This is a genomic window from Bacillus cereus group sp. BfR-BA-01441, from assembly GCF_022663075.1.
Classification (GTDB): Bacteria; Bacillota; Bacilli; order Bacillales; family Bacillaceae_G; genus Bacillus_A; species Bacillus_A cereus.
On record NZ_JAKUEU010000002.1, the window covers coordinates 178,796 to 189,976 of the forward strand.

Consider the following 11,181-nt stretch of genomic DNA (forward strand, 5'->3'; position numbering starts at 1 on the left):
CTAACGATTTATCCGACTTGTTATTACACACATTAAGAACAATCTAGCTTCAATATTGTTCGCATAAACTCTTCTTTAAAAGCTGCATAGTTAAAACCAACAGCAATTCTTTGAATCGGCCGATCATCAAACCTTGTTGGCTCAGCTATTTTTCTAAAGTCTGCTACACTTTGGCCCCTAGTCACATCATTTGTCGTACTAATCCACACTGCCGATTTTTTATATTCGAAAATACTGTCATTTATAAACGAGATAAACGGTAGTAAATCGTGTATAGGACTTCCACCAATACCCGGATATTCTTTTTTATAGAAATTCTCATAATAAAAATCAATCATTGGTTTAATGAGTTTCGCCTGTCCAGTTCCTTGTTTATCTATTATATTGGCCATTTCAGGCGTAATAAGCGCGCCCTGTGTTACATTTAACGGGTATATGCTAGCGTTTTTCGCATATTTCATAACAATATTTGCTGCAATTGGATCACCATAAAAATTCGCTTCAGATACTGGTGTAACATTACCTGGAAATAGGAAAGCGCCGCCCATTATATAATACGAACAAATACGATCCATTATATTTGGATACAATAAAAATAACGTAGCAAGCGTCGTTAGTCTCCCTGTCGCCACAATTATAATATCTTCTGGACAAGGTTCGATTAATTTGATTAATTCACAAAAATTTTCTCGTTTACAAATTCTCATCTCAGGTGGAATAATAGGACCTAAACCGTGATCCCCGTGGATTTCAGGGAAAAACAAAGGCTCTTCAGCTGTCATCGGTCTACTCGCACCTTCAATAATTTTCACTTGTGTAGCATAGTACCTTTCTAAAAAATAAACATTTTCCGTAACGATATCTCGTGATACATTCCCGTACTCAGCAACAATACCTAGAATATCTAATTTACATGTTTTATTTGCATAAATTAACGCTACGGCGTCATCAATACCAAAGTCTCCAAAAAAGATAATTTTCTTATTAACTATTCTCACCCCTCTTCAGCATAATCTACTATTATTATTATGTGAAAAAGACAAGGCGGTGAAACAGCGCAAACTAAAAAAGTCGCCTATTTATTGGCGACTTCAATCTTTTTATAAGACAAATATGCAAGTACATTTTTACTTGAATCGTATTTCGGGTTATTTCCTTTTCTCGGCTCTCTCATATGTGTCTTTTCAAATCCAGGAATGTCTGGCATTTTCCCCATAAATTCAAGCATTTCTTCCTCAGAACCTTCAATGCGTACACGAATCATTATAACTATTCCTCAATTCTCAGTTTCTCTGTACTAAGTATATCGTACTTCAGAAAGACTGCAACACATTTATCTTTTTAACGTTGTACTTTTTTTACATATAAACATAGCCATTTCAGTATAGAACGATTCTACTTTATTATTTTTAAATTGAATATTAAAATATCCCTTCATTTCGTTTGGTGCTTTCATCATACATTCTGTTAATTTTTCACGCTTTTGTAAAGGGACATCCATCATATTACACCACCAGTCAAAATCAAACTTCTTATCAAAAGTAAGACATGACTGCATTTGCAAACCGTTTTTTTCTAATAAAGTAAGCCATTCTGTCTTTTTTAGAGCTCGTTCATGACTTGGGTCTCGCTTTTTTTCTATAAAATTATAAAATGTATCATATTCATTATTTTCTGGCGAAACATTATCTATTAAGATGAATAATCCATTATCCTTCAATGTACGATTTACTTCATAAATAAATTGAGCCGGATTCGTAAAATGATGGGCTGCAATCCGGCATGTGATTGTATCAAAAAAATGGTCTGCAAATGGTAAATCCTCTGCGTTTCCTGCTACAAAAGATACATTTTCATGCCCATTCTGCTTTATAAAAACTTTTGCTTTTTCTAACATCTGTTCTGTTAAATCAAGTGCAACTACTTCTTCAAACATGGGTGCTAACATATTTGCCACATGTCCGCCACCAGTAGCAACATCAAGAAGACGATTATTATGACGAGACTCAACTTGTTGAACTACATATTGTAAATCCAGTCCTTTAGCATGTATTTTACTATTTACATATTTATCTGCATTACTGCCAAACTGTTTTTTCACAAGCTCTTCTTTACTCATATTATCATCTTCTTTCTATTGTTATTTACATATACGACTCATATAATTATTACAATTCTCTTCATGTATTTTCAAATCCTCTTTTCATCTCACTTCTCATCACGTTCCCTTATAATCAAAATAATATGATTATACGTTCTTCCATTAAACAAAAAAGGCTACGGGAACTTGCCCCCTAACCTGACTAAATATTTACTACATTTTTATTTCTTTATATATATCTATATAATATAAATCCTCTTTCAACTTCATAATAACATCTACTTCGTTATAAGTAGCCTCACGAGCATGTAAACCAAATTGATCCATACCAATCCATATCCACCCAGGTGTAAGATATAAAACATCTATATTAAAATAATCTAACTTAGTAAGCTCCGATGTAATAAATTTATCTTTATTAGCGATTTGTTTATCTATTAAACCATATTCTTTTCCATTTTCAAATAGCGATATAAATTTCCCTACAATCGGATGTTCACGAACAATAAAATGATATTCTTTTTCCTCTATATTTACCACAATCAAACGAGAAACAGATAAATCAGGCCCTGAATTCGACATATTTGTTTATTCACCTCCTTATATAGGCTTCTTAAATATGATAACAAATGAATATTCAAATTAAGTTAATATAATGTAAAAAATAAAAAAGCTGAATCCCCTTTAGAAATCAGCCTTTATAATTCGATCAACTTTATTCTTTTACAAATTATTATAATGTTTCTTTTTCCTCATCATTTCCGGAAACTAAATTTCCTATAGCATCCGCTGTTACTTCTACTACAAATTCACAAATACCTGCTACAACTTCTCCAATTACTTCATCCATCTTTTTACCCCCTTATTTTATGTAACTTATTTGTAGTATAGAAGAAATTAGCGAATGTAAACTATCGAAAAAGGTGACATAAACCTTACAGAATTGTAAGCTCTTTCATCCCTCTGCTTATCCCCTTTGAAACTCCAAGTATTTTTAGCAGACATATAGGCCATCATAAATATGAAGCAAGTAATAATCTAGTGTCAGGAGGCGTTTAATATGTATTACGTAAAATTAATTAAAGGTCAATCTTTCTACGCTTTTGACCATCGTTTCTTGGTGTCTGAAGAAGAAGAGGTTTCAGAGAAAATTTATAATTACTTACGACGTAATGAATTTTTTGAAGTACGTAAAGAAGAATACTCTGCTTAATTACCAAAAGCATTAAGAAAAATATCATCTTATTGTGATATATTCTTAATGCTTTTATGTGAATTTCTTCTTTTCAATAATTGTTGTTGACTCTATTAAATAATCTAGTATTTGTCCAAGCTAATTCTTCACTATTTTCATATTCTAGTATATGAGGAGGTGAAGAATATGACTCATATCATTGATTACCAAGCTACTCAACCTATTAGTAAAACTGGTGAAACAACTTTTGCAATCCCAGCTTCTCCAAATAAAGCAATTTTAGCAAATTTGAAATTGAGAATTTCAAGTAGAGATTCACGTAATAATCGAGTAGAATTAATCGCTACAATTGGTGTAGAAGGTATAACTGAGACTTCACAAGTTTTATTCCGAATTTTCCGTGATAACATTGAAATTTTTAATGCGCAAGTAGGTATTGAATCTACAGATTCTGAACAATTCTACGTACAAACATTTCAAGCTATAGATCAAAACGTTAGCAGTGGAACACACGAATATTCATTAACTGTAGAAAACCTTACTAGTGGTGCAAGCGCAGAAGTTGTTGGCCCACTATCTTTTAGCGCTTTAGCTATTGGACAAGAGCGTAAATGTTGCTAAGTGAATCTAATATTTAATTTTGTACTTGAGAAAAGCGAGGCGTAGTTATACGTTCTTGCTTTTTTATATGTATCCTTACTTTCTATTAGCTTTAATCATAATTTTTTTACGTTTTGATTCACTTATTTCATCAATTAACACATCAAATTTTTGACCAATCAAAAAGATTGAAATCCAATTATGAAACACGTAATATAGACTCTGACTCTAAAAAAGTTCGTATGAAAAGAATACATAAATAAGGAGGTTTTATATACGAGTTTTTCATTTTAAAAGACGGAGAGGTTTTATGTTATGTGGCGTAATAAAAACATTTGGATTGTTTTAATTGGGGAGTTTATTGCAGGTCTAGGATTATGGCTTGGTATTCTTGGCAACCTTGAATTTATGCAAAAATATGTCCCTTCTGATTTCATGAAATCAGTTATATTATTTATCGGACTATTAGCCGGTGTTCTAGTTGGACCTATGGCTGGCCGTGTCATCGATCAGTATGAAAAGAAAAAAGTTCTTCTTTACGCTGGGTTTGGTCGAGTTTTAAGTGTTATTTTCATGTTTTTTGCTATTCAATTTGAAAGTATCGCATTTATGATTGCATTTATGGTTGCTCTTCAAATTTCAGCAGCATTTTATTTCCCTGCATTACAATCTGTAATTCCACTCATCGTACGTGAGCATGAGTTATTACAAATGAACGGTGTACATATGAATGTTGGTACAATTGCTCGTATTGCAGGTACTTCACTAGGTGGAATTCTTTTAGTTGTGATGAGTTTACAGTACATGTATGCCTTCTCAATGGCAGCATACGCCTTATTATTCCTCTCGACTTTCTTCCTACAATTCGAAGACAAGAAATCAACAACACCAAGTAAACAAGCTGCAAAAGATAATAGCTTTATGGAAGTATTTCGTATTTTAAAAGGAATTCCTATTGCTTTTACAGCACTTATATTAAGTATCATCCCTCTATTATTTATAGCTGGGTTTAATTTAATGGTTATTAACATTAGCGAAATGCAACATGATCCTACGATTAAAGGGTTCATATATACAATTGAAGGTGTCGCATTTATGATAGGTGCCTTCGTAATTAAACGTCTATCTGATCATTTCAAACCTGAAAAATTACTATATTTCTTTGCAGTTTGTACTGCTTTTGCACATCTGTCATTGTTCTTTAGCGATATAAAATGGATGGCTCTTACATCATTTGGGTTGTTTGGGTTTAGTGTTGGCTGCTTCTTCCCTATTATGTCGACGATTTTCCAAACGAAAGTGGAAAAAAGTTATCACGGTCGCCTCTTCTCATTCCGTAATATGTTTGAGAGGGTTATGTTCCAAATCGTCTTACTTGGCACAGGCTTCTTCTTAGATACAATTGGGTTACAATATATGGTTCTCATCTTCGGAGTCGTTTCATTATTGATTATTTCTATTTCCCTCTCTAAGCAGAAACATTATGAAAAACAGCATTCGCAATCTGCGAATTTATAAAATAAACAAAGAAGTATGGATCTAATATTGAATCCATACTTCTTTGTTTTATAATACGCCTATTTATTACGTTTATTGAAATTACCTAAAGGAGTATCCTCCTTTAATTTCGAATAGATTATAAAAAGTACTCTTTATAAAAGGAGTGGTAAAATGTCTGATGGCATCGAAGTATTTATTGTCCTGCTCTTTGCAATTGCTCTGTTTAGCATCCTAAACTTTTTAGCCATTTCCTTATCTGGACATAGTTTTAAAAAAAGAATCGTGGCAGGTTTCATATTTTTACTACTGACTCCCATTATCTTTTTGACTATCACAACATTTGCTTCTATATTCGATAAAGCAGGATTTGGCGCAGGTACTTTAGCCTTTATGATCGCAAGCGTATATATATTAAATGGAATAGTGATTCTGCTTTCCTCTTTATTTATCCTCAAAAAAGACATAACATAGGCTATAGTACTAGCATGAATCTGACTTTACACTAGATTCATGCTTATTTAATTTCTCTTAAATTTTTATATGAAATTAAATAATTCTTTAAAAAAATTTAAACTTTATTTATTATAATATCCCTATCGTATTCGCACGTTTATTCAAATTTAAAAGAAAGGAGCACAAAATGAAAAAGGTTCTACTTACAATTCCTATACTAATCATCCTACTTAGTGGATGCAGCAATAACGATATATACGGTTCTTGGGAAGTCGTTGACAATAAAAATGGTGAATGCCCTGTATATTATAAATTTGAAACAGTTGTCAAAAAAGAAAATAAAGAGGAAATTGTGCAAAATTTAGTAGAAATGCAAACAACAAAGAATAAAGACGATTTATATAAAGGCTCATTTGTCAAAAATTCTAATGTATATCACATTGATTATGGTAATTCATTTACATCGGACCAAACGTTAAAAGTTGCCGACGGTACACTAAATGTATACTTTTTGACAGCCGAAAAATTATGCACATATAAAAAGAAATGATTACATTTCAGAGGAGACGCAGAAAATATTTTCTGCGTTATTTCACTTTAGAAATCGGCCACAAAAATAGCCCTTGTTTTCGTATTCTTTTTCATTCAAAACATGAGAAATATACTTAATAAAAACTAGAGAATACCTTAAGTTATATAAAATGAATCCTATAATAGACATTTCAATTAACACATCTACGCTATTTACATCGATACTTTTCAAAATAGGCTAATCCTCCCTCTAAATTTGTCAATCATTTTAATTTTCATAAAAAAATGATAAAATATAAACATGTGTTTTCAGAATAATTAAAAACGCAGAATGAAAGCACTGTTTTAGGAGGGGTTTTGATGACTTACACGTTAGCAACTAGAATGAAAGCATTCCAATCTTCTATATTTAGTGAATTAGGAGCCTATAAAAAAGAAAAAATTGCAGCAGGTCATAACATGATTGATTTGAGCATCGGAAATCCTGATATGCCGCCCGCTGATTTTGTAAGAGAAACAATGGTACATACAGCGAGTGAGAAAGAGAGCTACGGGTATACATTATCAGGTATTCAAGAATTTCACGAAGCTGTAACTGAATATTACAACAATACTCATAACGTTTTATTAAATGCGGATAAAGAAGTTTTATTATTAATGGGTTCACAAGACGGGCTCGTTCATTTACCTATGGTTTATGCAAATCCAGGTGATATTATATTAGTTCCTGATCCAGGATATACAGCTTATGAAACAGGTATTCAAATGGCTGGTGCAATATCTTACTACATGCCTTTAAAGAAAGAGAATGATTTCTTACCAGACTTAGAAGTCATCCCTGAAGAAATTGCCGATCAAGCGAAGATGATGATTTTAAACTTCCCAGGGAATCCCGTTCCAGCAATGGCTCATGAAGATTTCTTTAAAGAAGTAATCGCATTCGCGAAAAAGCATAATATTATCGTTGTCCATGATTTTGCTTATGCTGAATTTTATTTCGATGGTAATAAGCCAATTAGCTTCCTCTCTGTACCTGGTGCTAAAGAAGTTGGTGTAGAAATCAATTCTTTGTCAAAAAGTTATAGTTTAGCAGGTAGCCGTATTGGATATATGATTGGAAACGAAGAAATTGTTCGTGCACTTACTCAATTTAAATCTAATACCGATTACGGTGTATTTTTACCAATTCAAAAAGCGGCATCTGCAGCACTAAGAAATGGCGCTGCATTTTGTGAGAAAAACCGCAATATTTATCAAGAACGGAGAGATACTTTAGTCGATGGATTCCGAACATTTGGCTGGAATGTCGATAAGCCAGCTGGTAGTATGTTTGTCTGGGCAGAAATTCCACAAGGATGGACTTCTCTAGACTTCGCTTATGCATTAATGGATCGTGCGAATGTCGTTGTTACACCTGGTCATGCATTTGGACCTCACGGAGAAGGCTTCGTACGTATTGCACTCGTTCAAGATAAAGAAGTGTTGCAACAAGTTGTTGAAAACATTAGAAATAGCGGCATTTTCGTCCTTGAAAAAGTAAATGAATTAGTTAAAAATTAATTCCGACTCCCCTGCTTAACTTTAGCAGGGGTATTATTAATTGGAGGTACTTTCATATGCATATTAAAGACACACTTCCCCATCGTTATCCATTTTTAATGATTGATAAAGTAACAAATGTAAAACAAGATGAATTCGTTACAGGATATAAACTCATTACAAATAACGAATGGTTTATAAATGATAGTCACAAACATATGCCTCATATGTTAATTGTAGAAGCACTTGCTCAGCTTAGTGCATTTGTACATACAAGTGATTCTGAAGGACTAGGATTCCTCTCCTCTTTAGATGGAATTGAATTCCACGGAAAAGCATATCCCGGTGATAAACTTGATTTACATTATGAGCTAACGCGCAATCGCCGAGGTTTTATTCTTGGTAAAGGTATTGCAACTGTAAACGACCAGCCTATTGTAACTATAGAAAAACTATTAATATATCAAGCAGATTAAAGTGTTCCTTATATCAGTTAGAAATATCTATTCTCAACCAATTAAGTAAATAGGAAAACATATTACGTAGTTAGGAGCAGGAAAATGGAACGTACTATCGGTATCGATGCTGGAGGAACATTAACGAAAATAGCTTATTTTAACAAAAAAAAGCTATTAACTTTTGAAAAATTTTATTCGCATGAACAACATAAAATAATAGATTGGATTAAAAACAACAATGGCATAAAACAAATATGTATTACGGGTGGTAAATCGAAACTATTACAGCAACTGCTTACAGGTTCATATAAAATAATAGAGCTAAGCGAATTTGAAGCTACTCTTGCAGGTGTCCAATTCATATTAAAAGAAGAACAACATACTATAAACAATTTTATTTTAACCAATATCGGTACAGGTACTTCTATCCATTATGTTTATAATGAACAATATATTCGCGTTGGTGGAACCGGAGTTGGCGGTGGGACTATTATGGGACTCTCAAAATTGTTAACAAATATAGATCATTTTGAAGATATAATCCCTCTAACAAAAGTAGGATCTAGAAAAGAACTAGATATTACGGTTGGAGATATTTATGGTGGTATTCTTTCCCCTATCGATAATAACTTAACTGCTAGTAACTTCGGAAAAGCAGCCATTACAGAATCAAATAATAGTAGCTCCGATATACTAGCTACTGTACAAGGACTTGTCGGTGAAGTCGTTACTGCATTAAGCCTTCAATTCGCTGAAACAAAAAACATTGAACATATTATTTATATTGGTTCGACTTTATGTAATAACGTACAACTTCAACATATTATTAGTAGCTACACCGAATATCAAAATAAAACACCAATCTTTTTACAAGATGGTGGTAATAGCGGTGCAATTGGTGCATTACTTCATGCTACGAAATAAAAAGCTGACTTTTGTCAGCTTTTTAGAAATGGCACTTCAAATTCAATAATTGATTCCCCGTTCTCTCCAATTCGCTCCACGCTTATTCTATCAATCACACAATTTAACTTCCCATGAAAACTAGGAATCTCCTTCACTACTTCAGCAGCTAATTCGGCACTTTCTTTTCTTCCGACTGTTACATGCGGGATGTACGGAATGTCTTCTTTCAAAAATTGTAATAAAGGTCCTGTATATAGAATATTATGTAGTTCCTCTATTTGTTCTTTCCCCTTTTCAACTCGTAAAAACAAATATTCTCTTTCACTTGTAATTTGATTCGTAAATTCAATTTCTATATTCTGTATCGGTTTTGATACATTTATAATATGTAATTTCAGCTCATCATTTGAAATCGAACTTTCAAATGGGAATACAATTGTAATATGCGGTGAAATTAATCCAAATAAAGGATCATGTTTTTGCCTAATGTCCTCGATTTCGCTAATGAACATGTTGTTTAGAAAAAGTAAAATTGTACGCATTTTTATCCCCTCAACTTTTCCTCATTATAATATGTATCATATTCTATGACAGCCTGCCCTTCAACAACTTGTTTTGCTTACCTGTAAAAATAAAAAAACTTCTCAAATGAGAAGTTTTCATATAGCATGATTATTATTTTCCCGCCAAACTTTCCTAAACTTATACTTTGAACTGTTCCACCACCGGGTAAATGATTAACAATTGCAACCACATCTGAATTATTACCAACGTATGTCCCAGTATATTTCTTAAAATCATCTGACCTAACATCATATATATCTTTTATTCTTTCTCCGTTAGAACAAGCCGCAATGAATAAAAAAATTGTTAGCATAACGATCATGTTATGATGCATATATTTCATTTAGCATCCCCCATTTTTATCGATATTTCATTAATTACAATATTTACTTTCAAATCCCTTTTTAAATATACGCATTTTAATCAAAATTAAAAATTTTCATTTTTTATGTTTACAATTATCCATTAATTGTATATACTTACTAACGTAAGAAAAAAATTCTAAAAGGAGGTCGAAGGAAATGATGAAATTACAATTACATGCATTAACTTTAGCGTTAACTGCACCTGTGTTTTCTGGACAATTAAATATGAATTCGACCACCCTAATGGAGAATTGAAAATCGTACATTATTTCATTTAATTCATAAATTCGCCACAGGAGGTCGTATACTTTCCTGTGGCTTTTTCACGCCCAGCCATAGGAGAACTGTATCTTCCTGTGGTTTTTTTGCGCGATTTTTTAGTCTCTTACATTATTTTTCTAAGAAAGGAGCAACATTCAATGACTATTAGCGTATTGTTTTTAAGTATTACGATTCAAAGAAATACAATTTCCAAAGATGAAATTCTTCATAATGAGCAAATTGAAAAAGCTATGAATGATGTTAAGGAGCGCCAAGCACTTTACTGTGATCACCTGTAATTCCTTTTTGAAAGGAGGAATTCATTTATGACTTTTCATATTTTCTTTTTTACGACTGTGCTTCAAAAACATACTTTATCTGAAACTGAAATCAATCGTAAACAACAGTTAAAACAACTGACTGATAAAATAACTGACATTAAAAGTTCATACTACACTCAAATGTATTAAAAATATATTTTAAAGGGGTCATATATTCATGAAATTTAAAGCATTCTTTTTAACAATCACCATTCAAAAACGTAAGCTTTCACAGAAAGAGATTTTACGTGAACAACACATCCAAAGCATTATGGACGAAGTAAAAGAGCGCCAATCTTCTTATTACACTCGTCTTTTCTAAATCACTTATAAAGGGGTAATTATTTTATGAAATTTAAAGTATTCTTTTTAACCATTACCATTCAAA

The 11,181-nt window shown here is 32.3% G+C and carries 16 protein-coding genes and 1 pseudogene; 11 read left to right on the forward strand and 6 right to left on the reverse strand.

The genetic code is table 11. The features are described 5' to 3' along the window. Positions 1 to 32: 32 nt before the first annotated feature. The 4 genes from MR107_RS02060 to MR107_RS02075 form a co-directional block, all read right to left on the reverse strand. A complete protein-coding gene (locus MR107_RS02060; protein WP_025688798.1) occupies positions 33 to 998 on the reverse strand; it encodes a nucleoside hydrolase in 966 nt (321 codons plus the stop codon). A gap of 77 nt (positions 999 to 1,075) precedes the next feature. Further along, a complete protein-coding gene (locus MR107_RS02065) occupies positions 1,076 to 1,264 on the reverse strand; it encodes a DUF3970 family protein (protein ID WP_000621873.1) in 189 nt (62 codons plus the stop codon). 69 nt (positions 1,265 to 1,333) lie between these two features. Continuing rightward, a complete protein-coding gene (locus tag MR107_RS02070) occupies positions 1,334 to 2,119 on the reverse strand; it encodes a class I SAM-dependent methyltransferase (RefSeq protein ID WP_075677168.1) in 786 nt (261 codons plus the stop codon). Positions 2,120 to 2,314: 195 nt separating this feature from the next. Beyond that, on the reverse strand, positions 2,315 to 2,683 hold the full coding sequence (locus tag MR107_RS02075; protein ID WP_046392820.1) for a hypothetical protein: 369 nt from the start codon (positions 2,681 to 2,683) through the stop codon (positions 2,315 to 2,317). A 478-nt stretch (positions 2,684 to 3,161) separates the two neighbouring features. Here MR107_RS02075 and MR107_RS02080 point away from each other — a divergent pair, with 478 nt between their 5' ends. From MR107_RS02080 to coaW, 8 genes are all read left to right on the forward strand, one after another. Further along, positions 3,162 to 3,314, forward strand: coding sequence for a YqbF domain-containing protein (locus tag MR107_RS02080; RefSeq protein WP_000291905.1), 153 nt, complete (start codon positions 3,162 to 3,164; stop codon positions 3,312 to 3,314). 168 nt (positions 3,315 to 3,482) lie between these two features. After that, on the forward strand, positions 3,483 to 3,917 hold the full coding sequence (gene exsC, locus MR107_RS02085; protein ID WP_000148797.1) for an exosporium protein ExsC: 435 nt from the start codon (positions 3,483 to 3,485) through the stop codon (positions 3,915 to 3,917). Positions 3,918 to 4,211: 294 nt separating this feature from the next. Then, a complete protein-coding gene (locus MR107_RS02090; RefSeq protein WP_017656498.1) occupies positions 4,212 to 5,414 on the forward strand; it encodes an MFS transporter in 1,203 nt (400 codons plus the stop codon). Positions 5,415 to 5,567: 153 nt separating this feature from the next. Then, the gene (locus MR107_RS02095) at positions 5,568 to 5,867 is read left to right on the forward strand and encodes a hypothetical protein (protein ID WP_048538290.1); all 300 of its coding nucleotides are present in this window, start codon (positions 5,568 to 5,570) and stop codon (positions 5,865 to 5,867) included. A gap of 169 nt (positions 5,868 to 6,036) precedes the next feature. After that, positions 6,037 to 6,399: a hypothetical protein gene (locus tag MR107_RS02100; protein ID WP_000757022.1), complete on the forward strand. Its 363-nt coding sequence runs from the start codon at positions 6,037 to 6,039 to the stop codon at positions 6,397 to 6,399. Between the two features lie 341 nt (positions 6,400 to 6,740). Then, complete coding sequence (locus MR107_RS02105; protein ID WP_048538289.1) at positions 6,741 to 7,940, forward strand: LL-diaminopimelate aminotransferase; 1,200 nt, start codon at positions 6,741 to 6,743, stop codon at positions 7,938 to 7,940. Positions 7,941 to 7,996: 56 nt separating this feature from the next. Beyond that, positions 7,997 to 8,395 (forward strand): 3-hydroxyacyl-ACP dehydratase FabZ family protein, encoded by a 399-nt coding sequence (locus MR107_RS02110; protein ID WP_074554963.1) that lies wholly within the window; start codon positions 7,997 to 7,999, stop codon positions 8,393 to 8,395. An 84-nt stretch (positions 8,396 to 8,479) separates the two neighbouring features. Further along, a complete protein-coding gene (gene coaW, locus MR107_RS02115) occupies positions 8,480 to 9,301 on the forward strand; it encodes a type II pantothenate kinase (protein ID WP_000442505.1) in 822 nt (273 codons plus the stop codon). A 14-nt stretch (positions 9,302 to 9,315) separates the two neighbouring features. Here coaW and MR107_RS02120 read toward each other — a convergent pair whose 3' ends face one another. Together MR107_RS02120 and MR107_RS02125 are read right to left on the reverse strand one after the other, a co-directional pair. Then, entirely contained in the window at positions 9,316 to 9,825 is a 510-nt protein-coding gene (locus MR107_RS02120; RefSeq protein WP_001259199.1) for a 2'-5' RNA ligase family protein, read from the reverse strand. A 155-nt stretch (positions 9,826 to 9,980) separates the two neighbouring features. Further along, a pseudogene (locus tag MR107_RS02125) lies at positions 9,981 to 10,190 on the reverse strand (DUF4825 domain-containing protein); the annotation flags it as partial. A gap of 441 nt (positions 10,191 to 10,631) precedes the next feature. Here MR107_RS02125 and MR107_RS02130 point away from each other — a divergent pair. From MR107_RS02130 to MR107_RS02140, 3 genes are read left to right on the forward strand one after another with little or no spacing between them, the layout of a single operon-like run. Next, positions 10,632 to 10,772 (forward strand): YrzI family small protein, encoded by a 141-nt coding sequence (locus MR107_RS02130; protein ID WP_000156193.1) that lies wholly within the window; start codon positions 10,632 to 10,634, stop codon positions 10,770 to 10,772. Between the two features lie 27 nt (positions 10,773 to 10,799). Then, positions 10,800 to 10,943: a YrzI family small protein gene (locus MR107_RS02135; RefSeq protein WP_000142712.1), complete on the forward strand. Its 144-nt coding sequence runs from the start codon at positions 10,800 to 10,802 to the stop codon at positions 10,941 to 10,943. A 28-nt stretch (positions 10,944 to 10,971) separates the two neighbouring features. Continuing rightward, positions 10,972 to 11,115 (forward strand): YrzI family small protein, encoded by a 144-nt coding sequence (locus MR107_RS02140; RefSeq protein ID WP_000668965.1) that lies wholly within the window; start codon positions 10,972 to 10,974, stop codon positions 11,113 to 11,115. Positions 11,116 to 11,181 lie beyond the last annotated feature (66 nt).

What these genes read in the sequence shown, in the direction of transcription:
- MR107_RS02090 (WP_017656498.1), top strand. Translation starts at nt 4,212, where the DNA reads ATGTGGCGTAATAAAAACATTTGGATTGTTTTAATTGGGGAGTTTATT.
- MR107_RS02140 (WP_000668965.1), top strand. Translation starts at nt 10,972, where the DNA reads ATGAAATTTAAAGCATTCTTTTTAACAATCACCATTCAAAAACGTAAG.
- MR107_RS02080 (WP_000291905.1), top strand. Translation starts at nt 3,162, where the DNA reads ATGTATTACGTAAAATTAATTAAAGGTCAATCTTTCTACGCTTTTGAC.
- coaW (WP_000442505.1), top strand. Translation starts at nt 8,480, where the DNA reads ATGGAACGTACTATCGGTATCGATGCTGGAGGAACATTAACGAAAATA.
- MR107_RS02110 (WP_074554963.1), top strand. Translation starts at nt 7,997, where the DNA reads ATGCATATTAAAGACACACTTCCCCATCGTTATCCATTTTTAATGATT.
- MR107_RS02070 (WP_075677168.1), bottom strand. Translation starts at nt 2,119, where the DNA reads ATGAGTAAAGAAGAGCTTGTGAAAAAACAGTTTGGCAGTAATGCAGAT.
- MR107_RS02130 (WP_000156193.1), top strand. Translation starts at nt 10,632, where the DNA reads ATGACTATTAGCGTATTGTTTTTAAGTATTACGATTCAAAGAAATACA.
- MR107_RS02065 (WP_000621873.1), bottom strand. Translation starts at nt 1,264, where the DNA reads ATGATTCGTGTACGCATTGAAGGTTCTGAGGAAGAAATGCTTGAATTT.
- MR107_RS02120 (WP_001259199.1), bottom strand. Translation starts at nt 9,825, where the DNA reads ATGCGTACAATTTTACTTTTTCTAAACAACATGTTCATTAGCGAAATC.
- MR107_RS02105 (WP_048538289.1), top strand. Translation starts at nt 6,741, where the DNA reads ATGACTTACACGTTAGCAACTAGAATGAAAGCATTCCAATCTTCTATA.
- MR107_RS02100 (WP_000757022.1), top strand. Translation starts at nt 6,037, where the DNA reads ATGAAAAAGGTTCTACTTACAATTCCTATACTAATCATCCTACTTAGT.
- MR107_RS02075 (WP_046392820.1), bottom strand. Translation starts at nt 2,683, where the DNA reads ATGTCGAATTCAGGGCCTGATTTATCTGTTTCTCGTTTGATTGTGGTA.
- MR107_RS02135 (WP_000142712.1), top strand. Translation starts at nt 10,800, where the DNA reads ATGACTTTTCATATTTTCTTTTTTACGACTGTGCTTCAAAAACATACT.
- MR107_RS02095 (WP_048538290.1), top strand. Translation starts at nt 5,568, where the DNA reads ATGTCTGATGGCATCGAAGTATTTATTGTCCTGCTCTTTGCAATTGCT.
- exsC (WP_000148797.1), top strand. Translation starts at nt 3,483, where the DNA reads ATGACTCATATCATTGATTACCAAGCTACTCAACCTATTAGTAAAACT.